The organism is Natronosalvus halobius (assembly GCF_024138145.1).
Taxonomy (GTDB): Archaea; Halobacteriota; Halobacteria; order Halobacteriales; family Natrialbaceae; genus Natronosalvus; species Natronosalvus halobius.
Genome location: NZ_CP099997.1, coordinates 3,348,625 through 3,372,028 on the forward strand (window position 1 = coordinate 3,348,625; position 23,404 = coordinate 3,372,028).

Consider the following 23,404-nt stretch of genomic DNA (forward strand, 5'->3'; position numbering starts at 1 on the left):
TTCTGCCCTCTCGAAAATCGCTACCGGATGGTCCCTCGTCCGCTGAATTATCGCCAGAATCGCTACCGGCCGGTCCGGCGTTTTGCCTCGCCTACCGCCAGAATCGCTTCGCGAACCGCGAGAAGACACCCTCTTCGGGTTCAGTGACGTCGTCCCAGAGTGCGAACGCCTCGGCGACGTCGGCGACCTCGCTGGCAACGTGGTCCTCCTGGTCGGGAGCAGCGACGACGAGATTGACGTCGTAGTGGCCGTAGTAGCCGAACTTCAACAACGTTCGGTCGCGAAAGCCCGAGACGAACTCGCGGACCGCGTCCGGCAACTCGTCGGCGACGAGCACGAAACTCACGTCCGTCCCGAAGTGCTCCTCGCTGGCGACGATCTGCTCGTCAGCCACGTCGTGGCCCAGGTCGACCAACCGCTCGAGTTCGGTGACCGTCGGGTGCGGCTCGCGGCGGGCGAAGAGGTACTCTCGGGCCTCGTGATCGGCGTACTTCAGCGATGGGTGGAAGAACTGCTTCTGATTGAGCACGCGCAACTCGCCGTAGAGGTCCCACCGCTCGCCGGCAGCGTGTCGATCCTTCTCGAGGTCGTAGCTGTACATCAGTCGGTCGGAGACCCGATCGAAGTACTCGTCGTCCCAGTCCGGGACGGCCTCACGGATCTCGGCGGGGAGCTCCTCGGCCTCGGGGAACTGTTCGCTGTCGCTCATGCGTCCTCGTATTTGGGTTCGGGTTCAGGATCACGATCGTAGACGCGAGCGTCACTGTCAGCCGCCGGCGCACCAATTGCCAGGACGGTCACCGGCCCATCGGCGCCCGCCGGGTTATACGCGCGCTGGGGGTGTCCTGGATCGACGACGAACAGACGTTCCTCCGGCACCTCGTACGTCTCTTCGGGCGTCTCGACGGCGAGGTCGCCCTCGAGGACGTAAAAGGCCTCCTGCTGGGTTTCGTGATAGTGGTACGCCAGCGGCAGTTCCTCGCCCGGCGCAGCGTGAAATCGATTGATCGCCATCGTCTCGAGCCCACCCGGTTCGGACAGCTTTCGACACTCGCTCGGTCGATCAGGCGCCGGGTCGACGGCCTCCGGATCGACGATACGATATCCCATACCACTCCGTATCGAGCGGGGGAGCAAATAGGCGTCGGTGATCCTGAGGGGTTCGACGATTCAAGCCCACAGTGAGGACGGCAGTACGCTTACTACTGCGGACGGCGGTACGTTTTTGCCCCTGGAACCGCTATATTGCGAACGAGACACATGGGAGAGAAACCCACCGAATCCTGCGGCCGGTGCGCCATGTCGACGGTCGTCGACGCGACCGAGGCGGACCGTTCCGACGGGGAGCGGGCCGCTCGCGATCCGTACGCCCGCGGGGCCATCGAGGTCGAGGAGTCGTCGGTTCGCCGCGTTTCACCGGCCGCCTGGCTCGAGGGAATTTCGACTCGACTCGACGACGCTGCACGAAGGTTCATCTACGGTCGGTAGCTTCAACAGTCGTTCCCGAAGGGGCGAGTCGTCAGCACAGTCGCGTCCAGGTCACGTCATCGTTACCGCGTAGGTCACCGTAAACAGCAGAATTATCGCCGTCGCGACGTTCACCAGCGTAAACTCGAGGAAGCCGGCGAACGCGAGCCCCCAAACGACGGTCGTGGCGAACAACGTCGACAGGACGGCGTTCATCGCGAGGAGGACTCGCGGGTCGCCCCGCGAGGAGGACGCAGCCTCGTCGAACCCTTCGGCGTCGCTGTCGGTCCGGCCCTCGACCTCCTCCGGATCAGTCATACCGAACCACGGATGCTCTGGCACTTAGTTTTTGTCGCTCGAAGGTGTCCACACCGCATGCGATTCCGACTTCGAAACCGCGAGGGAACGCCGGTCGACCCCGTCCCGTTTTTCGTCGTCGCGGGCCTCGCCGTCATGCTCGTCCTCTCGTTTGGACCGCTGTACGGCCAGGCGATCGGCGTCGGCCTCGAGTATTCGGCTGCCGGTTCTATCGCGCTCTCGTTCGTGTTCACCGTCGGCGCGTACTACCGGCAGGTCTGGACCGTCCGACCGGAGTTCGTCGGCGTCGTCCCGTCAGAAATGCGCGTCGAGCGCCTGTATTACCTCATGCTCGTGCTTCTGGTGGTCGTCGTCGGCCTGGCGATTCCGCTGGTCCGCTAGATTCGTCTCGGCGTCTCGAATCGATCAGTACACCCCGCTCGAGCGTCGTGGTCGAACCTGAAACGGGAGCATCCGACCGATCCCCGTTCAGGGCTCTCGAAGTACGACTTCCTCTCCCTGGACGCCAGGAAACGGTCCCTCTCCCTCGACTCCCTCGAGGTCGCGGTCCCACTCCTCGTCGGTCACGAGCGCCTCCGACAGCGCGTCCCGGAGCGCCGCTTCGTCGTAGTCGGTACCGATGAAGACGAGTTCCGTCCGTCGGTCGCCGTGGTCGTCGTGCCACTCCAGGTTGGGCCGGTTCGACCGGAGCATGTCGCGTTCGACGGCGGGGAGGCTGGCGATCCAGGGGCCCTGGGCGGTGGCCCTGATCGAGGGGCCGGCCTGGGCGACCGTCACCCGCATCTCGTTGCCGGCGAGCCAGGTGGTTCCCTTCGAGCGGACGATTTCCGGCGGGAGCGTCTCGAGGAACGCGGCGAACCGCTCGGGGTGGAAGGGGCGGCGGCGGCGGAAGACAAACGATGAGACGCCGTAGACTTCGTCGGGGTGGCGGTGGTCGTGGCCGTGAGCGGGCTCTCCATCGTCGTCGTGCGGTTCGCCGTGATCGTGAGACGCGTTACCTCTGTGAGTAGCACCCTCCTCGAGCGCGCGTTTCCAGCCCGGCAGGTCAACGAGTCGGTCTGGATCGAACAATTCCCGGCCGAGGAGGCGACCGGGATCCACCGCCGAGAACTCTGTCCGGATCGTCTCCGCGTCGGGCTGAAGCGCCCGAACGAGGTCGGCGGCGTGCTCGAGTTCGGCCTCGCTACAGAGATCCGCCTTGTTGAGCAAAACCAGGTTCGAGACCTCGACCTGTTCGACCAGCAAATCCGAGAGCGGCCGGTCGTCCTCGGTCCCCCGACGCTCCGGGACCTCGTCCCCGGCGAAGGACTCGAGGAACGCGGGCGTGTCCAGGACGGTCACGAGCGTGTCGACCGCGTACAGCGCGGCGACGCGGGACTCGGTGGTGAACAGTCGCGCGACGGGCGCGGGCTCGGAGATGCCCGAGGATTCGACGACCAGGTGGTCGAAATCGCGATCGCGGGCCAGGCGGACGACCGCGGTCTCGAGGTCGTCCTGGAGTTCACAGCAGATACAGCCGTTCGAGAGTTCAGCGACGCCGTCCTCGAGGTCGAGTTCGGAGCCCTCGGCGATCAGTTCGGCGTCGACGTTGACCTCGCCCATGTCGTTGACCAGCACCGCGAGCGACCGGTCCTCGGCGGTCGTCAGCAGGTGATTGAGCAGCGTCGTCTTTCCCGCCCCCAGGCTTCCGGAGAGAATCGTGACCGGAATCTGTCCCTGTTCGTCCATACCGGCCACTGGGAGCGCATCGCCTTCAAATCGTTCCTCGAGGTGCCGATACCTGCTACCCACGATACCTTTTAGCCGCCGGCCTCGCATATCAGGGCATGGACCTGGCCGATCGCATCGAACGCTTTCGAGAAACGCTCGAGGAGTGGCTCCGTGGGCTCTACCACGGGATGATCACGCATCCGGCCTACGAGAAGATCGAGAAGGAAGCCGAGGACATCGAGGACGTGTTCCTGCTCGCGTGTTTCCCCGACGCGTTCGGCATCCCCTCGCCCGTGTCGTACTACACCGCCGAACTCCTGCCGTACCTCGAGACCGAGTTCGAGGCCTGGGAACGCCGGCTGTGGGATCGCGACATGCTCATCGAGCGCAAAGGCCAGCAGTATCACTTCTGATCGACCCATGGAACCCTTCGTTTTCTTCGGCGGCAAAGGCGGGGTCGGCAAGACCACCGTCTCCTGTGCCTACGGCCTGCGCTGTGCTCGCGACGGACTGCGGACGCTCGTCGTCTCGACCGACCCGGCCCACTCGGTCACCGACGTGTTCGACCAGCCCTTCGACGACGATCCGACGCCCGTCGAGGGCGTCGACGGCCTCGAGGCGATGCAACTCGACCCCGAGGAGGAGGTCACGCGCCACCTCGACGACATCCGGCGTGACCTCTCCGAGCAGGTCTCGGCGGCGATGGTCAACGAGATCAATCGCCAACTCGAGATGGCTCACGGGACGCCCGGGGCCTACGAGTCGGCGCTGTTCGACCGGTTCATCGAGGTTATGCGCAATTCCGAGGGGTACGATCGAGTCGTCTTCGACACCGCTCCCTCCGGCAGTACGCTTCGCCTGCTCGGCCTGCCGGAGCTGCTCGAGGGCTGGATCGACCGGCTGATGTACAAACGTCGGACGAGCATCGACCTCTTCGAAAAGGCCGCCATCGGGAACAACGAACCCCGGCGCGTGATGGACGGCGACCCCGTCCTCGCGCGCCTCCAGGAGCGAAAGGAGTTCTTCCGGTTCGCCGGAGACACCCTCGGTGACGACGCTGCCTTCTTCCTCGTCTTGAACCCCGATGAACTCTCGCTGAACGAGACCAAGCGTTCGATCGCCGACCTCGAGGCGAAGGACCTCCCCGTCCGCGGCCTCGTCGCCAACAAACTCACGCCCAAACCCGACGACGACGAGAACGGCCGCGGCGCCCGGTACCTCCGTGAGCGCGTCGACACCGAGCGCGCGCATCTCGAGACCATCCGCGAAACATTCGGGCCGCCGCTGGTGGCCGAAATCGGCTGGCGCACCGCGGAGGTCAAAGGGAGTCTCCTGGAGGACGTCGCCGGCGAACTCGACATCGAGACGGCGGTCGAACCGCCGACGCACGTTTGATCTCGCGTGGGGTTCGAGACCGCTCGATAGGGTCACCTCGACGTTCCGTCACCTCGACGTTCCGTAGTCGGTGTACTCGAGGAGCAGATGAGGGACGATGACGCCGACTACAAAGACGATTCCAAAGACGGCTTCCGACGAGAGACTGGTAAACTCGTAGAGCCCGTACAGCAGTCCCATCGCGACCAGAACGAAGGTACCGATAAGCCTGTTTTCGGCAGTGACCAGCCCTTCCCGTCTGACGACGATGTACAGCGAGAGGAGTAGCAATCCGAGCACGCCAACGAGAACAGCCGTCACCAGTTCGATGGAGTCCGTCGCCAGCGCGTAGAATAGCGCGATGCCGACCGCGACGTACGACAGTCCGAGCGCTACCGGACCGCCTCGCCCGTCGAAAAAGCGATTGGCGTCCGTTCCGGACGGCGGAGCGTTCACGTTCCCAACGTGACACTGGAGGACAAAATACGTACCGGCGCGGTCGCTCGAACCCTCGATCCGAGACCGTGGCATGCCCCGTCATTTCACACGGCCGCGAGAGCAAAAGCCGTTTAGCCGGGCCGTGCGCACGACCCGTAATGACCAGCAGTTACCGGATCGGACTCGTCGGCAAACCCTCAGTCGGCAAGTCCTCCTTCTTCAACGCCGCCACGATGAACGACGTCCCCGAGGGGGCCTACCCGTTCACCACCATCGACCCCAGCGTCGGCGAGGCCTACGTCCGCGTCGAGTGCGCCGCTCCCGAGTTCGACGAGGAGTGCACCCCCAACGTCGGCTACTGCGAACACGGAACCCGCTTCGTCCCCACGAAACTCGTCGACGTCGCCGGCCTCATTCCCGGCGCCCACGAGGGCAAAGGCCTCGGGAATCAATTTTTGACTGACCTCAACGAGACCGACGTACTCGTCCACGTCGTCGACTTCGCTGGCGAGACGAACCTCGAGGGCGAACCCACCGAGGGTCACGACCCGCGCGAGGACATCGACTTCCTCGAGACCGAACTCGATCAGTGGTATCTAGGCGTGCTCGAAAAAGGAATAAACCGATATTCGTCGGGCTACGTCACCGAGGACGACGCCATCGAGGAGGATCTGGCCGAGCAGATGAGCGCGTTCAAGACGAACGAGGACGAGCTCAAACTCCTCATCCGGCGCGTCGACATCGGCTTCGACCCCGAAGCGTGGGACGACGAGGACAAACTCGAACTCGCCCGCGAGATTCGCAAGGCGACGAAGCCGATGGTGATCGCGGCGAACAAGATGGACACCCCCGCAGCCCAGGCCAACTACGACGATATCACGAGCGACCCCGAGTACGAGCACCTGACCATCGTTCCCTGTAGCGCCCACGCCGAGAAGGCGCTCAAGTCGGCAGACAAGGCCGGTGTCGTCGACTACCAGCCAGGTGACGACGGCTTCGAGATCACGGGCGACATCTCCGAGAGCCAGAAGGAAGGCCTCGAACAGATTCGTGACTTCCTCCAATCCTACGGTGCGACGGGTGTCCAGGCGGCCCTCGAGACGGCCCTGTTCGACGTGCTCGGCGTGACGCCGGTGTTCCCCGGCGGTGCCAACGGCCTAGGGAACGAGCGCGGCGAGGTGCTGCCCGACTGCTTCCTGATCCCGCCCGAGTCGACCGCCGAGGACTTTGCGTACAGCCTCCACTCGGACATCGGCGACGGCTTCCTCTACGCCATCGACTGCCGGAGCAACCGACAGTTAGGCAAGGACTACCCCGTCGAATCTCGGGACGTGATCGAGATCGTGACGACGAACTGACTCTCGAACTGCACGCGTCTCGAGTTGACTTCGGTCTGGTTCGGGTATCACATTAGACTCTATTTTGGCTCTGATAGCCCGTTTCAAACGCCGTTTGAGGCTGGTGACTCGCTCTTTCGACCTGTCACGGTAACTTCACCCGAGAGCAACTGTTCAGAAGGCGGAGCGAGCGCGATCTCTTCCTCATCGAAGTGTCGTTTTACTAATCGACGGAAGTCCGAGCGAATCGTCAAGATGTCCTTGTTATTCGGATCCTCTATAGATTGCAAGGCAGAGTACCACGGGTCACTCGACCCGTAGGTGAATGCCAACAGCCCTCAATCAATCCATTTACTAGTACATAAGACAAGTAACTGATAATGCAAGATTCAGAACTAACCCAGACGCTCTCCTTTGGATTAACCATCCACGAGGGTAGTTCTGACAACTTGCTAGAAGGCTGTCTCGAAGCACGACGAATCAGAAACGAGGTCAACCGTCTCGACCGTGAAGGCTGGGACTGGAACGACATCCACGACACGGTAGTGGACACCGCCACCCACGTCAAAAACACCACGCAACTCCTCGTACAGAAAGCACTCACGGAGATTGAAACGTACATCGACCACAAAGACGATGGCTGGGGCCGACCGTTCCCCTACATTCACGAGCTGTATCCAATGCGAATGAACCACGACGAAGGATACGCACTCACCGTGGACGACTCAGGAAACGTACGATTCCGTGTCAGTTATAAGCCATACAACTACGTCAAGGGCGTGCTTCGCGGTAGTCCCGGTCACCTCAACCGCGTGAAGAACGCACTTTCCTCGGATGCGTGGCGGGTGGGAGTTGCAGAACTCGTTCAGAAACACAACGAGTGGCGACTCCACGTCACCGTCACGCACAAACAGCGCATGGTTCGGGCGCCTAAAGAGGCTGGCACAGTGGTTGGCGTAGACATCAACGAAGACTGCGTTGGACTCGCCGCGATGGCCCGAGACGGAGACGTACTCGATTCACTCGTTCTTGAGTATCCAGACATCAAGCGTCTTCGCCACGAATACTTCACGAAGCGCAAGCGGATGCAGAAGGTTGGGCAGACTGCGTTCGAAACCGTGGTTCGGACGAAAGAACGCGACTTCGTTCACGACCACCTCCACAAAGTATCGCGTGACGTGACTCAGTGGGTTTCGCAATTCAATGACCCGGTAATCGTCTTTGAAGACCTCAAAGACATGCGAGATTCCATCGACTACGGCACGCGAATGAACCGGCGCTTACACAGCCTCCCGTTCGCCGCACTTCGTGATATGGTGACGTACAAAGCCGCCTGGGAAGCCATTCCTTCGGATGAAGTTGACCCCGAGTACACGAGCCAGCGGTGTCCACGGACGAAGTGTTTGCACTCAGAGCGAGCGAATCGGTACAAGAAGCGATTCAAGTGTAAGGAATGCGGGTTCCAAGACCATGCGGATAGGAAGGCAGCAGTTTGTGTGGCGCAAGAATGGTTTGACGAACAGGATGAAAATGTGCCGTCTCTCGACACCCTTCCGCGCGTGCGGAAGGTGAGACGGGCGGCATCGGGCCTGTGTGAAGAGGCCGACTCTCACGGAGCAATTTTTGCTTCGGGTGTTCACCGACACGGATCGTCGACGCGAGGCAACCGCCAAGCGCGAGAGGAATTAAAGACTGTTGCGTCCACGGTGGATTAGACACAGACGCCACGGGTCACCCGACCCGTGGTACTTCACCCAATCGCCAACGTTAAAGTCGGGATCAGCGACGAGAAACATCCCGCTGATCAGCGAACTGAACACGTGCTGCCCGGCGATACCGAGGGCAAACGTGATGGCTGCAATGATGACCGCCGATTCGGAAAACACCCTTCCGTATCCAGCGGCAATTATGCCCGTCAGGATCGCAAACCCGATCAGAACCACCCGAAGGTACGTCTTCGTTGCAGTCTCGATCGTGGGGTTATTGCGATTACGCGATCTGACAATTCCAGTGACAAGAGGAATAAGAACGATCCGGCCGATGAAATAGACGATCCCGAGGCCCACGAGGAACCAAAACAATTCTGACAACACCTGGTAGTATGCTGACAGTAAATCTGTCACCCATTCTGGTAGAGAGGTCTGTCCGATCATGCCCTACGGTTAGGGTATGCGAATAAAAACACACTTGCTGGCTGCTCAATGCTATCACGCGTAATCAGGTCATGCCGTTTTTCTGGCCATTGTACAAGACTCGCGCTGTGAATTCAGCACAGTTGGCTGAACTACTCTAATTCTGCCAGAAACGCTGTGACCGATACAGAGGATGGATGCAGTACGGTGGCGCTATTTATTTCACGCACTCAAACCGGAACCAACCGCTACATACGGCTGCGAACTAGTCACTCGATTTCTAACTGACCGCTCCCGCCGTCCCCCTCATTGCCGTTCTCGTCCCATTCGAGTTCGAACTCGATACTCAATTCTCCGGGGCCGTCCGTTGGCCCTTCGCGTTCGGCTTTGACCTCAAACGTCGGGCGTGATGGCGGTTCCATTGTCACGGACTCGGAACCGGATTTGAGTGTGATTGTATCCCCTTGTTCGAGCTTATCAGCGACACTGCGGAGATACGAGGCGATGTCTTCTCGGGTCTGGTCACTCTCTGATTTGAACAGGACTTCTTCAGGCATAATGAAGGATACGCTGCCTGCACCGATAAATGAATCCCCTGTACTGAACGACCACCACCGGCACAATCGAGCCAAATCTCATGCGACATTCGCGCTCTGTATTCAGCACGTCTTCTGAAACTTACTTCAAGCCAAGAGTTTCAACATAAATTTATTTTCTATAGTAATATCGAGCTTCGATGGAACGGCCGATTTTCCCGTCGGCCGTCTCGACCGCGCCTTCGAATCTCTCCAACGCGATTCGTACCCAATCTCGGCCACTCGAACTCGTCACCTTCGAGCCACCGCTCGTCGAAAATGGCCGACGGAACCCGCCCGAACAGAAGCTATTTCCCCGCGGCTTCGGAACCTCGAGCCATGACCGTGGATCTCGTTATTCACAACGGAACCGTCCTCACGCCTGCGGGCCGGAGCCCGAATTCGGGTATCGCCGTCCAGGACGACACGATCGTCGCCGTCGGTCGTAGCGATCAGCTTCCGAGTGCTCGAAAAACGCTCGACGCCGAGGGAAACGTCATCGCCCCCGGCGTCGTCGATTGCCACATCCACAACCGCGAACCTGGCCTCGAGTACAAGGAAGACTGGGAGTCGGCTACCCGGGCGGCCGCCGCAGGCGGCGTCACGACCGTCGTCGGCATGCCCAACACCGACCCCGTCATCGACCGGCCCGAGCACCTCGAGTTGAAACTCGAGCGCGGCGACGCGAGCGCCCACGTCGACTTCGGGAGCTACGTCGTCGTCACCTCCAAGAACCTCGACCACATCCCTGCCCTGGACGAGGCGGGCGCGCTGGGGTACAAAATCTTCCTGGGCTCGACCGTCGGCGACGTCCCGCCGCCGAACGACGGCGAGATCCTGGAGGCGATGGAGCGCATTCGAGAGACGGGGAAGCGACTCGGCTTCCACGAGGAGAACGGCGAGATCATCGACCACTATACACGCCAATTCCAGGAGGCGGGGAAGAATCGGCCGATCGACCACGCTCACTCTCGACCCGTTATCGCCGAGCAGGAGGCCATCGAGCGCATGCTCACCTTCGCCGAGGAAACCGGCGCGAAGATCCACATGTTCCACGTCTCCTCGGGGTCGGGTGCGGAGGCGGTCGCCCGCGGGAAAGAGCGTGGGATCGACGTGACCGCCGAAACTTGCCCGCACTACCTCTGGTTCACCGAGTCGGTCCTCGAGGAGAAGGGCAACGTCGCCCGGATCCAGCCACCGATCCGGGACGCCGACCAGCGCGAACGGCTTTGGACGGCCTTCCAGACCGGCGCCATCGACTGCGTCGCTACCGACCACGCGCCCCACACCCCCGAGGAGAAACTAGTCGGCGACCCCTTCGGGAACACCTGGGACGCCATCTCTGGATTCGTCGGCCTCGAGACCGAGGTCCCCGCACTGCTCTCGTTCGTCGAGCAGGGACGGCTCACGCTCGAGGAGTGGGCCTACCACCACGCGGCGCGCCCCGCCCAGGTCTGGGGGTTGTACCCACAGAAGGGATCGCTGCAGGTGGGCACGGACGCCGATATTACGGTCGTCGACCCCGACTTCGAGTGGACGCTCGAGGACGCCTCCGAGTTACACTCGAAGAACTGCGTGACGCCGTTCGAGGGCGAGACTTTTACCGGGAAGGCGGTGACGACGGTCGTCCGCGGCGAGGTCGTCTACGACGACGGCGAGGTCGTCGGGGAACCCGGGCACGGGGCTCGAGTCGAGCCGAACTGAAGCGGTCAAGGGGTTCAGCGCAGAACGCGTATTGGCCCGAGGGTGATTCAGTGGTCGACAAAGGCGAACAGACGCTCGTTTAACTACCTGTTTCCCCTCTGGGGAAGTGGTTACAACCAGTCCTTCATCGAGGATTCTAACAGAGCTTCCATGATCATAATCACTGTAACGTCCGGAAGATGTGTGGCGGGGAGGTTTGAGAACGAAACTAGGAAGAAGGAGACGTGCGTGGGAAGTTTTTGCTCGAGATGACGCACAGAGCGGCGTCAGGCTTGAACGGAAGAGAGAAGAACAACGCGAGGGGATGTGAAGAGCGATAAAATTACGCTCTCAAAGAGTTCATAATCGGTTTCCGTATGGCGTTTTCAGTGCTGAGCAGGGATCGATAGACGATGGGTCGAAATGGTGGCTCGACCTCGCTATCCCGATTCGAATTCGACGGTATGAAGCCCTCTCCGAAGGGATTTGGCCTGCCACGTTGAGTAAGTAAACACCTCCCATGTTATGCTATCCAGAAGTTCATAATCGGGTTCCTGCTATCGATTTTAGGACAATTTATCTGCTTAGACGGTTGTATAGATAGATCTTCAACACAAGACTTGTAAACTGCCCTCTTAGAGCGCCTCGATCCGTTATTCAGGGAGAGTGCACTGAGAACAATCTCGGATGATCGGACGACGACGTTGAGACGTACCGTGCTCATCTGCCGATCTGATTTACCCTGTTATTCTCCCAGGCACCTATAAATGGCCTTGAGGCCCCTCTACCCAACGTTCGCACAATCAAGCGCATTTCTCGTGGCGATATCGATCTTACAATCCTGCAGTGCGCCTCTTCCTAGATGCTCTCTAAAACACTCTCTACACACATCTTCCGGACGTATATCCCAATTATGAACCATCTTGAACACAGCTAGTACTGTTCTCGAAGCCACTCTGCGGGGTAGACAGCAGTCATACCTGGCGTATTGATTCGGGGCTACTTAGGGGCGGCAACGTCGAGGCAAAGTGTTTCTCGATTCGAGACGCGCGCTCTGCGGGATCGGCGATGTCGAGTCGGTGTAAGCTACTCTCTTAACCGACTACGCAGGGGCGTGTGGGGCTGCGCCGTCACGCCGATAGTGTCTCACTCCTCGTCTTCTTCGTCATCCTCTTCGTCCTCGCCACCGTCTTCTTCACCGTCATCCGCAACATCGTCATCTTCATCTTCAGTCTCGTCATCATCGTCATCGCTTTCTTCCTCGTCGTCGCTCTCGTCACTTTCGTCCTCGTCTCCTTCATCGTCTTCACTTTCGTCTCCACCCTCGCTCGAGTCTTCGTCGGACTCGGATTCATCGCCCTCGTCCGTGTCGCCGTCGTCGCCGTCCTCGCCAGCATCGTCTTCGCTGACAGTATCGTCATCGTCGCCACCTTCGGCGCCGTCCGCGTCGGCACCCGATTCCTCGCCGCCGTCGTCTGCGCCCCCTGATCCGGGTGCGTCCGGCGGCGTCTCCACCGTGACCCAGAAGTACGTGTACTCCATGGCATCCTCCATCGTGGCCGTCTCGGGGGCGTCTCCCTCGAAGAGCATCACGGCGATGCGAACCGTCTCACCGTCCGCCGCGGTCGGCGTCACCGACCGCTCGGCGGTGATCTGTCCGCCGTCTTCGGACTGGCTGATAGCCGACACCTCCTGGTGGGTCACCCGATCGACGACCTCGCCGTCAGCGACCACCTGCTCTTGCATCACCACGGTGTACTCCATCTCCCGGCCCTCCTCGTTGTGGATCTGGAAGGTAATCGGGATCGGATCCCCGGGGGCGACCGTGTCGGGCATCTCAGCCTCGAGATCGCCGTCGTCCTGGGCCGTGTAGATGGCAAGCTGGGTGAATCCCCCGGCGGCCATCGGCGCCGTGAACGAGTACAGCAACACGCCGACGGCGGCGACGACTGCGAGGCCGAGCAAGAGCGACGAGGCACGGGTCGCTCCGGTTTCGTTCGCGCTCGAGAAGCGGTTTCGCAGGCCGGCCAGCGACACCGTAAAGCGGTCCGCGGGCGGGACGCGGAGCCGGCGGATCACCGCGAACTGGGCGACCAGGACGGTCACTGCCGCGAGCGCGCCGACGGTCGAACTGACTGTGAGGCCCCAGTGCGTCAGTGGGAGTGCCAGCACGACGATCGGGACGACCGCGATCGAAAGTCCCAGGCCGAGCGCCAGCCGTTCGACGGCGTCGATACCGCCTGGACGGGCCTCGGCGGCCGCCTGTGGTCCCGGACCCCGTGCCCTGGCCCGAACCGGGAAGAGCATCGAGACGAGCGCGTAGCCCGGCAGGAACGAGACGAACGCCAGCGCGGACAGCAGGCGGAGGCCGCTTCCCGGCGACAGGTTCGTGACGAGCACGTACGCGAGGATCGTCGCGAGCGTGACGAACGCGAGGTCGGTTGGATAGCGACCGACCGCCCCGACGGTGTTCTGGGTCTTCGTGGTGAGACTCATCGATTCCGCCTCCACAGGAGTCGGTCAGGGACACCGGACATACTCGAATCAGTGAATTGCTCGTGGTAGCCGGCCTTTGTTATGGCTGGATTACCATCCTGGAGTCGGTGTCCGCCGTTCGATTCCGCCGTGAAGCGTGGTTGCGGCTGCCGGTCGTCTGATTGTTGACTGTCGACCGTCGGCCGTCGACCAGAGCACGACCAGAGCGTTCGACCTGGAGCGAGTGGGCGGCGCGATTGCGCTCGGCAGCGGTGACCCCGGGGCGGAGTCGGGTGCGTGAGGATCTCGAGAGGGGCCTCGTTTTGACGCCTCGAGCGGCCTCATTCACGTGTCCGTTCGACGGGGACGCTACCCGTCGACGGTGATCACGTCACCCGTTCCTCGTTACACGTCACTCGTCGCTCGTCACTCGTCACTCGTCACTCATCACTCGTCACTCATCACTCGTTGCTCGTCGCTCGTCACTCGTCACTCGTCGCTTACCACTGGCCGACGACCGGAAAATGATGCCGAGGATCGTTCTGGGCGCCGTTCGCCGCTCGCGCCCGACGTCGACGGGTGACGCCAATCGTATCGCTAGACGTCGGTCGTTGACGGCCGCCGTCCCCTAGACGTCGACGTACTGGGCCTCCCAGTCGCGGCGCTCGTTGATCCGATCGAGTCCCTCGTCAGTAATCGCGTAATAGTTCGTTCGCCTGTCGAGTTGTCCCTTTTCGACCAGCTCCTTGTTGACGAGCGTATCGAGGTTCGGGTATAGCCGCCCGTGGTTGATTTCGGAGCTGTAGTACTGTTCGACTTCCTCTTTGACGGTCTGGCCGGACGGACGGTCCGCGCCGGCGATCACGTATAGCAGGTCTCGCTGGAATCCAGTCAGGTCGTGCATTGCTCAATCACATGGACCGTTCCGTTGATTGGATATTTGTTATCCGCATCATACAGCCGTTGCTCGCTCTCGCTCGTATCAACGATCAATATTGTTCCCCAGCTACGTTCGCCTTACGTGCGCGAACTCGGATCGCCCGCTTCCTAGAGCGCCACCCCGTCGTGTTCTCCCGATCTGATCGCGATACCGGGTCGCGAATTTACCGATTACCGCCACGTCGCGTCTGCACGCTCGTCTCGGATTCCCCCTTGTGGCCCGACGCGGTCGAAACCGTGATGCCCGTCTCGCCGATCTCGACCTGGACGCGGTCGACGGTCGACTCGTAGGCCGTCGTATGCGTTCCGTCCGGTTCGAATCGGATGCACTCCGTCAGCAACTCGCTCTCGAGGAGGTTGTTGATCCGTCGATAGATTGTCGCCGACGAGCAGTCGGTTCGTTCTGTCAGCTCTTTCGCCGTCCGTGGCCCTTCGCTGGCAGCGATGAGGATCGTTCGCGCACACTCGTCGCCGAGAACGTCGAGCTGGGCCGCCGGGTTGACTGTCGATTCCGCCGCCGTGTTGTTTACGTGAGTGGACATGTGTGGCATCTCCGTTGTCAGACTGTAATCGGGTCGTGGGGCAGTACCGACGTCAACTGTCGACAGTGACAGGCCATCGGTACGTTCTAACCATCTAACCCGTAAGGAGGACTAGTATTTTATAACGGACAGCCTTATCCAGCGAAGGGCGCCCGTTCCGTCTCGAAAGCTGGAATTTCCCGATGGAAAGCTCGAATTTCGGTTCCCAGTCCCGGCTTCCTGGACCGTGAATTCGAGCGAACCCGGCTAAATCCGGCCGGAGGCCGTCGGTCGGTGAACCCCTTCAATATTGGCCACAGTGGCCCAGACGTCGCGAAAACAGCGAATTAACACGTTCTCATCGCCTTGCCCGGACTGAACAGTCGGCCTCCTTTATTCGGATCTGAACACGTCGCTTGGAGTACTGCTCGAACGTTCCCCCGTTCGGGTGTGGGTACAGCCAGGACGACCGCATCGAATCCCCCTTTCCAATCCATGACAACGACTCGACTCAACTGGACTCCGAACGAATCGTCGGCGACAGGCACGCGGTGTGAGAACTGCGGCACGCACGTGACTCAGCAGTTCGCTCGCGTCTTCGGCGACAACGGCGACGTCGTACACGGCTGCCCGGCGTGTACGACCTATCGCGAGATGCAATCAGGCGGCCATCTTCCTTCTCGTTAACTCGGCTCTCGACCGAGCGATTTCTCCACGACACGGCGATGCGATCGTCGATACGTGTCAGTTCCGGGCGGTTTCGTTCGTCGATATCGTCTAGCACATTTTACATCAGATTGAAGGGTGCAGTACGCGAATTGAGAGGCAGTACGATGGTAGGTGGTGGAATGTCTTCCAGCGATATCCGCTGTCGAGGCAGCTGAATCATGTCGGTACAGCAGAGCCGAACGGGATCGCTCGCCGAGAGCGATGTCTTTCACATTCTCGGTAACGATCGACGGCGAGCGATCGTTCAGTTGCTCGCGGACGAACACGGCCGACTCGACGTTTCCGACGTCGCTTCAGAGATTGCTTCGAGGGAAACCGACGGGAGTTCCGTTCCGAACAATCTCTACAAGAGCGTCTACGTCTCTCTACAGCAGACCCACCTGCCCCAGCTCGAGGAAGATGGCGTCATCGAGTACGATTCCACGGCGAAGACGATCACGCCGGGGCCGAACTTCGAGACGGTCTACGGCTACGTCGACGGCGATCAGTCGACGAACCGATCCGTCCTGGTCGGCCACCTCCTGGTGGGCGTCTTCGGTCTGGTTCTGATCGCGGTGGCCGGCCTCGAGGCACCCCTCGTCTCGAGTATCGATCCCGTGCTCTCGAGCGTGCTGGTCTTGCTCGCAGTGGCGGCGAGCAGCCTGTATCGACTGTTGAGTTGAGAACACGGATGGGGCGAAAAACCCCTCTCGCTGATGGTACCGCCGTGATCACGAGGCGCTTCGACTCTCGAACGACGTGTTCCCGACAGTCTGGAGAGCCATCTCTCTCCAGCGTATTTCAACGGCCGTCGGTCGGGCCCAACCGCGACGGAGAAAGCGATTACCGATAGCCGGCGATCGGTGAATCAGAATCGCCTGGTCGCGAACGGAAGGCTGAATTTGGATCGACTGGACGCGCGATGGGTGATTGCGAGGACCAGAACGAGAACGCAGAGGCCCAGTGCGACGAACGGGAGGAGTCCGGGCGTCAGGGTACCGACGGAAAGCCCGGCCAGGACGGCGACGGCGGCACCGACGACCGAGACCGACGCGTAGTACCAGTGCCAGGGCCGCTGGTTCTCGAGGTCGCGGTCCAGGTACGGCTCGAACGTCTCCTCGTTCGGCAACAACTCGATGCGATGGGCGTCGGGATCCCAGTCGACGATGCCGTGGTCTTCGAGCATCGGCAGGTGGGTCTGGTAGAGCGAGATGTACACGCGCCGACGCTGGGCGCGCGTCACATCGTCGGTCGTCGTGTCGTTTTCCCAGGCGGCGACCTGTTCGACCAGCGGTGCCAGATCGCAGGCTCCGTGATGGCGTTTGAGGTACTGTACCGTCTGTCGTCGTCTGGCGTTGCTGAACACGTCGAACAGCTCCGCCTGTGTAAGCGTGCCATCGGTCATGGTCATCGATGTCCTCGAAACCGCTCCCAGATACACGTCGTCGAGAGACTCACGCACTCAGGTGCCACCGAGTGACACTTTACTATCTCGCGGCTACCGTCTCGAAATCGGCTTGTACCGATCTGATCCGGTGTTTCTCACCAATTTCGAACGGTCACGCACGCGTGAACGTAGATACCACCCGCTCGTCGCCGAAAGGCCGGTCGTCGCTCCGGTCTCGAGCCGACGCCTGGTCGCTCGTAGTGGCGCGCTACCCGCGCTCAGGCCGGGGATAACAAAGCCCGATTACCGGATGATCCTACGTGATTACCCAACCGGGTATCGATCTCTATGTACACTCACCGATATCGACGAACGGACGACCGAACGGCATCGACGACGCGGGGTGACCGGCCGTGGCGGTAACCAACGCGACCTACACGGCGGGCGACCGGTGTTCGATCGACGATGGAGCGGTCGTCGGCTACGGAGTCGACGACGCGTTCGAGCCGACCACGCTGGGTGACGATGCGACAATCCGTCGGGGATCGATCGTCTACGGTGACGTCGTCGTCGGGAACGACTTCACGACGGGCCACGACGTGCTCGTCCGCGAGGAGACGACGATCGGCCACGACGTCCTCCTGGGAACGAAGACGATCGTCGACGGGCGAACCGACATCGGATCGCACGTGAGCATTCAGTCGGCCGTCTACGTCCCGACTGACACGACCATTGGCGACAACGTGTTCGTCGGCCCCGGTGCCGTCCTCACGAACGACCAGTACCCCATCCGGACCGAGGTCGACCTCGAGGGACCGACCGTCCAGGACGGCGCCTCGATCGGCGCGAACGCGACCATCCTCCCCGGTGTCACGATTGGCGAGAACGCGTTCGTCGGGGCGGGGGCGCTGGTGACCGAGGACGTCCCCCCGGACACGCTCGCAATCGGCGCGCCGGCGAAATCGAGAGCCCTCCCGGCACCCCTCGAGGGGCCGAACCGAATCGCATGAGTGGCGACATCTCCATCGCCGACCCCGACCTGGGCGAGGCGGTCTACGATCGGGTTCACGCGATCCTGGAGAGCGGCCAGCTCGCCGATGGCCCCGAAGTCCGCCGGTTCGAGTCCGAGTTCGCCCGCTACTGTGGCGCCGATCACGGCATCGCGACGACGAACGGAACCACGGCGCTCGTCACCGCCCTCGAGGCGCTGGGCGTCGAGGCGGGCGACGCCGTCGTCACCTCGCCGTTCTCGTTCGTCGCCAGCGCGAACGCGATCAGGCTGACTGGAGCGACGCCGGTCTTCGCCGACATCGATCCCGAGACGTACACGATCGACCCCGACGCCGTCGAGGCGGTCGTGCGCGAGCGCGAGGACGTTGTCGGCATCCTGCCGGTCCACCTCTACGGCCTGCCTGCGGCGATGGGTCCGCTTCGCGAGATCGGTGAGGCGCACGACCTGTTCGTCCTGGAGGACGCCTGCCAGGCCCACGGCGCGGCCATCGACGGCGAGCGCGTCGGCAGCCTCGGGGACGCCGCTTGCTTCTCGTTTTACCCGACGAAGAACATGACGACCGGCGAGGGCGGCATGATCACGACCGACAGCGAAGACGTGGCGAACGCCGCTGCGAGCTACGTCAACCACGGCCGGGACGTGACCGGAACCCGCGGCTACGACCACGTCTCCCTCGGCGGGAACCACCGCATGACCAGCCTCGCCGCCGCCATCGGCCGGGCGCAACTCGAGCGCCTGCCGGACTTCACCGAGGCGAGGCGGGCGAACGCGGCGTACTACGACGACGAGCTGGCCGACGTTTCAGTGCAGACGCCGACCGTTCCCGACGGGATAACCCACGTCTACCACCAGTACACCGTCGCGGCGGACGACCGGGACGATCTGGCCGACTGGCTCGATGAGCGCGGTATCGGGACGGGCGTCTACTACCCGACGCCGATCCACCGCCAGCCGGCCTACGAGACGGTGAGCACGGCGGCCGCGACGCTGCCGAACGCCGAACGGGCCGCCGAGCGCGTGCTGTCGCTGCCCGTGCACCCGAACCTCGAGCCCGCCGACCGCGAGCGGGTGGTCGAGGCGATAACTGACTACTACGACTCACAATGACTCGACAGACTACTTCGACCGAGACGGTACGGGCCGGCGTCATCGGCGTCGGTTCGATGGGAGAGAACCACGCGCGCGTCTACAGCGAGTGCCGGGACGTCGACCTCGTCGGCGTCAGCGACCTGGACGAGGCGCTCGCGGAGACGGTCGCCGCTCGCTACGGCACCGCCGCCGTACCGATGGACGACCTGCTCGCGAACTGTGACGTCGTCACCGTCGCGGTGCCGACTCACGCCCATTACGAGACGGTCTCGGCGTGTCTCGAAGCCGGCGTGCACGTGCTGGTCGAGAAGCCGATCGCCGAAACCGTCGATCAGGGCCGCGCCCTCGCGCGGAAGGCCGAGGAGGCCGGCCTCGTCCTGCAGGTCGGCCACGTCGAGCGGTTCAACCCGGCCGTCGACACCCTCGAGTCGGTCATCGCCGACCTGGACGTGATCGCCGTCGAGGCCGAGCGTCTCGGCCCGCCGGTCGACCGCACGGCGACCGACGGCGTCGTCCTCGACCTGATGATCCACGACATCGACGTCGTCGGCTCGCTGCTCGAGTCCCGTCCCGAGGTAGTCTCGGCGACGAGCACCGACGATGGCCAGTACGCGACGGCGACGATGATGGCCGACGACGTGATCGTCTCGCTGACGGCGAGTCGCCGCACCCAGAAGAAGGTGCGACGGCTCACGGTGACCGCCAGCGAGTGCCTCGTCGAGGTCGACTACCTCCAGCAGTCGGTGCTGATCCACCGGGATTCCTACCCCGAGTACGTCACCGACGAGGGGACGAACCGCCACCGCCACGAGAGCGTCGTCGAGCGCCCGCGCGTCGAGAACGGGGAACCGCTCAAGCGCGAACTCGCGTCGTTCGTCGACGCCGTGCGAACCGGTGGCGAGCCGGTGGTCACCGGCGAAGACGGCGTCGCCGCCCTCGAGATGGTCGAGCGAATCGACCGATTCGTCGCCGACGAGGATCAGGAGGTGGTTGCTCGATGAGTCGGGCGACGACGCCCCTGTACGGTTCGGGAGATACCGAGGCCGCGAAGCGACGGGCGCTGACGAACGGGTCGGTCCCGGTCGCGGTCTACGGTCTCGGCAAGATGGGCCTCCCGCTCGCCGCAGTCTTCGCCGAGGTGACAGGCGCGGTGACCGGTGTTGACGTCGATCCGGACGTCGTCGAGTCGGTGAACGCCGGCCGAAGCCACGTCGGCGGCGAACCTGGTCTCGACGACCTGGTGGCCGAGCAGGTCTCGCAGGGTCGACTACGGGCGACGACCGACGGGGCTGCCGCCGCCAGCGAGGCGCGCGTCCACGTGATCATCGTCCCGACGCTGATCACCGAAGCCGACGAACCGGACCTCTCGATTATCGAGGCGGTCCTGGACGACGTCGCCAGCGGCCTCGAGCCAGGCGACCTCGTGATCGCGGAATCGACCTTGCCACCGGGCACCTGTCGGGACGTCGTCGCCCCGTTTCTGGCGGAGCGAAGCGGCCTCGAGCCCGGTACCTTCGGCGTCGCGTTCTGCCCCGAACGAACCGCCTCGGGGACGGCTCTGCGGGACATCCGCGGGCAGTACCCGAAGGTCGTCGGCGGCGTCGACGAGGCGAGCGGGCGGGCGGCTGCGCTGGTCTACGACGAACTCTCGGACAACGCGGTCCACCTGGTCTCGGACGCGACGACGGCGGAAGCCGTCAAGGTGTTCGAGGGGGTCTACCGCGACGTCAACATCGCGCTGGCGAACCAGTTCGCGGGCACCGCCGACGACCTCGGGATCTCGGTGCGCGAGGCGATCGAGACGGCCAACCACATTCCGATGTGTCACCTGCACGACCCGGGTCCGGGTGTCGGCGGTCACTGCATCCCCTACTATCCACACTTTCTGCTCGCCCAGACCGACGCCCCGCTCTCGATGGTCGAACTGGGCCGCGAGATCAACCGCGAGATGCCCGCGCGCACGGTGTCGATGCTCGAGGCTGCGCTCGACGGTACAGGCACGGATGCGGGTACGGACGAAAGCGAAAACGAACGCGATAGCCACGGGGAGGAACCCGACAGCAGCCTCGAGGACGCGACGGTCCTCGTCCTCGGGTTCACCTACCGACCGGGCGTCGAGGAGACGCGCGCCTCCCCCGCCATCGGCGTCGTCGAGTCCCTCCGCGAGCGCGGCGCCGAGGTCTGGGGTTGTGACCCGCTAGTCGACCCGGCCGAGTTTGGCGCTCGAGCGATCGACGTCCAGGACCTGGCATCGGGCCCGGCGTTCGACGCGGCGATTCTCGTGACGCCCCAGGACGACTTCGAGCGGATTCCGTGGGCCAACCTCGAGCGGATGGTGGTCCTGGACGGCCGGGATGTGCTCTCGCTGTCGGGCACGGACCACCGCGTCGTCACGCTCGGTGGTGCGCGCGATGGCCGACCGACGGTCGTCGACGGCGACGTGCCGACCGATACTGGCACCTCGACGATCGGCCGTCCGGCGGCGTTCGACGCGACCGGGCGGTAGCCCGCGCTTTTCGTCGATCGAAAGGTCCACAGGTACCGGTTAGCCGACCGCGAGCGATCGTAGCCGGTCCCGACCCGCTGGAAGTCGCAGAATAACGAAACCACCGATAGTCGTCCGTGCGTTCATGAACGAACTGTTCGCGCTCGAGCGAGCTGACGGCCGGCACGCGGCCTCGATCTCGAGGGATCGGCAGAGGTCGCCGTGAAGACCGTCGTTTTCGCGTTCGAGGGCGTGACGAACCGACACATCGAGCGCTTCGCCGACGCGATGCCGACCGTTTCCGACCTCCGAACCCGCGGCGTTTCGGGGTCGCTCGAATCGACCGTTCCGGCCAGTCCGGCGAGCGCCTGGACGTCGGTCCTGACGGGGACCGATCCGAGTTACCACGGCGTCTTCGACGACGTCGTCCGCGCGAACTACCCCGACGGCGACCGCCGGCCAGCCTCCGCGGTCGACGTTCGCCGGCCGCCCCTCTGGGCGTACCTCACCGGCGAGGGAGCCTCCACGGTGGCCTGTGGATTGCCGATGACCGATCCACCGGGACCGGTGACCGGTGTCGTGGTTCCTGGACGGCGCCCCGCGCGATCGGTCGACGGCCGTACACCGGATGCCCCCGCGGACGCGAGACTCCCGTCCGGTTCACCCGATTCACCGTGGACGCTCCAGGACCTCGAGGATCCGGCCGATGTGCCGACGCTCCTCGAGACGAGACGTCGCCTCGCCTGCGACCTGCTCGACGGCGAGTCCTGGGAGCTGGCGCTCGTCCACGTTCCGATCGCCGATCCGGACCTCCTCGGGGCCGTCGACGCTGACGCCGGCGACCGCGCTCTCGAGGCTGCGTGCCGGGCCGCGGACCGACTCGTCCTGGACGTCCTCGAGATTGCTCCCGAGGAATCGACCGTTATCGGGTGTTCGCCGCTCGGCGTCGAGCGCTCGCGAGGATACCGCGTCCACGTCAACGAGGGGCTCGCCGATCACGACCTGCTCGAGCGGAGCGCGTGGGACAGGGGGTGGCGATTGCCGGGGGCCCTCGAGTCGATACTGGGCGTCGTCAGGGGCTCGTTCGGCGGCGACGAGAACGGGAGCCGTCGGGACGGCGACGGGTACCGATGGGCGACCTCGGAGGCGTTCTTCCCGAGTGCGACCGGCGCGGGTGTCCGCCTCAACGTCGCCGGGCGGGAACGCTACGGTCGGGTCGTCAACTCGACGTACGAGGAGACCCGCTCGCGAGTGCTCGAGGCGCTGGCCGGCCTCGCGGACCCGAACGGGAACCCAGCCTTCGAGTTCGCCTGTCGACGCGAGCACCTCTACGGGGGGCCGTTCGCCCGCGAGGCACCCGACGTGCTCGTCTCCACGGCGGGGACGGACTGCACGGTGTCGGCCGCTCCCGCGGAACGGCGGTTCACGCGATCCGAGGGCGTGACGCGAACGGATGTCGGGACGTTCTTCGCGGCCGGGCCGACGATCCAGGAGTCCGCGGAACCGGCCTGCCTCACCGCCGCGGACGTCGCGCCGCTGGTGATGGCGACGCTGGGCCGCCCGGTTCCCAATCTGATGACCGGGCGCGATCCGTCGGCGCTGACGACCGCTCCCGTCGGCTACGGCACGTACGCGAACGTTGCTCACGGCACGGCCTGCGACGATCCCACGTTCGACGACACGCTCCTGGGGGAGCGCCTCGAGGAGTTCGATTACCGATAGTGGCGTTCCAGGCCTGAATTGATGGGTGACAC

Annotated in this window: 25 protein-coding genes; 14 read left to right on the forward strand and 11 right to left on the reverse strand. The window is 63.2% G+C overall.

Annotated elements, in window-relative coordinates; genetic code table 11:
* Positions 1-91: 91 nt before the first annotated feature.
* Together NGM15_RS16200 and NGM15_RS16205 are read right to left on the reverse strand one after the other, a co-directional pair.
* Complete coding sequence (locus NGM15_RS16200) at positions 92-709, reverse strand: DUF8052 family protein (protein WP_253433216.1); 618 nt, start codon at positions 707-709, stop codon at positions 92-94.
* Positions 706-1,110: a cupin domain-containing protein gene (locus NGM15_RS16205; RefSeq protein ID WP_253433219.1), complete on the reverse strand. Its 405-nt coding sequence runs from the start codon at positions 1,108-1,110 to the stop codon at positions 706-708. The genes NGM15_RS16200 and NGM15_RS16205 overlap by 4 nt, the downstream gene beginning before the upstream one ends.
* 150 nt (positions 1,111-1,260) lie before the next feature.
* Between NGM15_RS16205 and NGM15_RS16210 the strand changes: the two genes are divergently transcribed.
* Positions 1,261-1,488, forward strand: coding sequence for a DUF8007 family protein (locus tag NGM15_RS16210; protein WP_253433221.1), 228 nt, complete (start codon positions 1,261-1,263; stop codon positions 1,486-1,488).
* Positions 1,489-1,539: 51 nt separating this feature from the next.
* On the opposite strand, the gene NGM15_RS16215 is transcribed toward NGM15_RS16210, so the two are convergent.
* The gene (locus tag NGM15_RS16215; protein ID WP_253433223.1) at positions 1,540-1,785 is read right to left on the reverse strand and encodes a DUF8107 family protein; all 246 of its coding nucleotides are present in this window, start codon (positions 1,783-1,785) and stop codon (positions 1,540-1,542) included.
* Between the two features lie 57 nt (positions 1,786-1,842).
* On the opposite strand from NGM15_RS16215, the gene NGM15_RS16220 reads away from it, so the two are divergent.
* Positions 1,843-2,166, forward strand: coding sequence for a hypothetical protein (locus NGM15_RS16220; protein WP_253433226.1), 324 nt, complete (start codon positions 1,843-1,845; stop codon positions 2,164-2,166).
* An 87-nt stretch (positions 2,167-2,253) separates the two neighbouring features.
* On the opposite strand, the gene NGM15_RS16225 is transcribed toward NGM15_RS16220, so the two are convergent.
* Positions 2,254-3,513 carry a CobW family GTP-binding protein gene (locus tag NGM15_RS16225; protein WP_253433228.1) on the reverse strand — a complete coding sequence of 420 codons (1,260 nt, stop codon included), beginning with the start codon at positions 3,511-3,513 and terminating at the stop codon, positions 2,254-2,256.
* 98 nt (positions 3,514-3,611) lie between these two features.
* Here NGM15_RS16225 and NGM15_RS16230 point away from each other — a divergent pair, with 98 nt between their 5' ends.
* Together NGM15_RS16230 and NGM15_RS16235 are read left to right on the forward strand one after the other, a co-directional pair.
* Positions 3,612-3,908 (forward strand): DUF7990 family protein, encoded by a 297-nt coding sequence (locus NGM15_RS16230; protein WP_253433231.1) that lies wholly within the window; start codon positions 3,612-3,614, stop codon positions 3,906-3,908.
* Between the two features lie 7 nt (positions 3,909-3,915).
* The gene (locus tag NGM15_RS16235) at positions 3,916-4,890 is read left to right on the forward strand and encodes an ArsA family ATPase (RefSeq protein WP_253433234.1); all 975 of its coding nucleotides are present in this window, start codon (positions 3,916-3,918) and stop codon (positions 4,888-4,890) included.
* A gap of 48 nt (positions 4,891-4,938) precedes the next feature.
* Here the strand turns inward: NGM15_RS16235 and NGM15_RS16240 are convergent, their stop codons facing one another.
* Positions 4,939-5,325, reverse strand: a complete 387-nt coding sequence (locus NGM15_RS16240) for a DUF7987 family protein (protein ID WP_253433237.1) — start codon at positions 5,323-5,325, stop codon at positions 4,939-4,941.
* Between the two features lie 140 nt (positions 5,326-5,465).
* Here NGM15_RS16240 and NGM15_RS16245 point away from each other — a divergent pair, with 140 nt between their 5' ends.
* Both NGM15_RS16245 and NGM15_RS16250 read left to right on the forward strand, forming a co-directional pair.
* Positions 5,466-6,665, forward strand: a complete 1,200-nt coding sequence (locus NGM15_RS16245) for a redox-regulated ATPase YchF (protein WP_253433240.1) — start codon at positions 5,466-5,468, stop codon at positions 6,663-6,665.
* A 359-nt stretch (positions 6,666-7,024) separates the two neighbouring features.
* Positions 7,025-8,359: a transposase gene (locus tag NGM15_RS16250; protein WP_253433242.1), complete on the forward strand. Its 1,335-nt coding sequence runs from the start codon at positions 7,025-7,027 to the stop codon at positions 8,357-8,359.
* Here NGM15_RS16250 and NGM15_RS16255 read toward each other — a convergent pair.
* Both NGM15_RS16255 and NGM15_RS16260 read right to left on the reverse strand, forming a co-directional pair.
* Positions 8,330-8,797 (reverse strand): mechanosensitive ion channel domain-containing protein, encoded by a 468-nt coding sequence (locus tag NGM15_RS16255; protein ID WP_253433244.1) that lies wholly within the window; start codon positions 8,795-8,797, stop codon positions 8,330-8,332. The two genes, NGM15_RS16250 and NGM15_RS16255, sit on opposite strands and share 30 nt — an antisense overlap.
* Before the next feature lie 248 nt (positions 8,798-9,045).
* Positions 9,046-9,333, reverse strand: coding sequence for an amphi-Trp domain-containing protein (locus NGM15_RS16260; RefSeq protein WP_253432771.1), 288 nt, complete (start codon positions 9,331-9,333; stop codon positions 9,046-9,048).
* Between the two features lie 357 nt (positions 9,334-9,690).
* Between NGM15_RS16260 and allB the strand changes: the two genes are divergently transcribed.
* Positions 9,691-11,055 (forward strand): allantoinase AllB, encoded by a 1,365-nt coding sequence (gene allB / locus NGM15_RS16265; RefSeq protein WP_253433247.1) that lies wholly within the window; start codon positions 9,691-9,693, stop codon positions 11,053-11,055.
* Between the two features lie 1,125 nt (positions 11,056-12,180).
* Here the strand turns inward: allB and NGM15_RS16270 are convergent.
* The 3 genes from NGM15_RS16270 to NGM15_RS16280 form a co-directional block, all read right to left on the reverse strand.
* On the reverse strand, positions 12,181-13,530 hold the full coding sequence (locus NGM15_RS16270) for a DUF1616 domain-containing protein (RefSeq protein WP_311136452.1): 1,350 nt from the start codon (positions 13,528-13,530) through the stop codon (positions 12,181-12,183).
* Positions 13,531-14,137: 607 nt separating this feature from the next.
* A complete protein-coding gene (locus NGM15_RS16275; protein ID WP_253433249.1) occupies positions 14,138-14,413 on the reverse strand; it encodes a PadR family transcriptional regulator in 276 nt (91 codons plus the stop codon).
* Positions 14,414-14,612: 199 nt separating this feature from the next.
* Positions 14,613-14,990, reverse strand: a complete 378-nt coding sequence (locus NGM15_RS16280) for a winged helix-turn-helix domain-containing protein (protein ID WP_253433252.1) — start codon at positions 14,988-14,990, stop codon at positions 14,613-14,615.
* A gap of 474 nt (positions 14,991-15,464) precedes the next feature.
* On the opposite strand from NGM15_RS16280, the gene NGM15_RS16285 reads away from it, so the two are divergent.
* Entirely contained in the window at positions 15,465-15,656 is a 192-nt protein-coding gene (locus tag NGM15_RS16285) for a DUF7563 family protein (RefSeq protein ID WP_253433255.1), read from the forward strand.
* A gap of 200 nt (positions 15,657-15,856) precedes the next feature.
* Positions 15,857-16,360, forward strand: a complete 504-nt coding sequence (locus NGM15_RS16290) for a DUF7344 domain-containing protein (protein WP_253433258.1) — start codon at positions 15,857-15,859, stop codon at positions 16,358-16,360.
* A gap of 185 nt (positions 16,361-16,545) precedes the next feature.
* On the opposite strand, the gene NGM15_RS16295 is transcribed toward NGM15_RS16290, so the two are convergent.
* Positions 16,546-17,082: a DUF7344 domain-containing protein gene (locus tag NGM15_RS16295; RefSeq protein WP_253438162.1), complete on the reverse strand. Its 537-nt coding sequence runs from the start codon at positions 17,080-17,082 to the stop codon at positions 16,546-16,548.
* 395 nt (positions 17,083-17,477) lie between these two features.
* Between NGM15_RS16295 and NGM15_RS16300 the strand changes: the two genes are divergently transcribed.
* The 5 genes from NGM15_RS16300 (at position 17,478) to NGM15_RS16320 (ending at position 23,372) form a co-directional block, all read left to right on the forward strand.
* Positions 17,478-18,074 carry an acyltransferase gene (locus tag NGM15_RS16300; RefSeq protein ID WP_253433261.1) on the forward strand — a complete coding sequence of 199 codons (597 nt, stop codon included), beginning with the start codon at positions 17,478-17,480 and terminating at the stop codon, positions 18,072-18,074.
* A complete protein-coding gene (locus NGM15_RS16305) occupies positions 18,071-19,183 on the forward strand; it encodes a DegT/DnrJ/EryC1/StrS family aminotransferase (RefSeq protein ID WP_253433264.1) in 1,113 nt (370 codons plus the stop codon). The genes NGM15_RS16300 and NGM15_RS16305 overlap by 4 nt, the downstream gene beginning before the upstream one ends.
* Positions 19,180-20,166: a Gfo/Idh/MocA family protein gene (locus tag NGM15_RS16310; protein ID WP_253433267.1), complete on the forward strand. Its 987-nt coding sequence runs from the start codon at positions 19,180-19,182 to the stop codon at positions 20,164-20,166. The genes NGM15_RS16305 and NGM15_RS16310 overlap by 4 nt, the downstream gene beginning before the upstream one ends.
* Positions 20,163-21,671 (forward strand): nucleotide sugar dehydrogenase, encoded by a 1,509-nt coding sequence (locus NGM15_RS16315; RefSeq protein ID WP_253433269.1) that lies wholly within the window; start codon positions 20,163-20,165, stop codon positions 21,669-21,671. The genes NGM15_RS16310 and NGM15_RS16315 overlap by 4 nt, the downstream gene beginning before the upstream one ends.
* 201 nt (positions 21,672-21,872) lie before the next feature.
* Positions 21,873-23,372 carry an alkaline phosphatase family protein gene (locus NGM15_RS16320; protein ID WP_253433271.1) on the forward strand — a complete coding sequence of 500 codons (1,500 nt, stop codon included), beginning with the start codon at positions 21,873-21,875 and terminating at the stop codon, positions 23,370-23,372.
* Positions 23,373-23,404 lie beyond the last annotated feature (32 nt).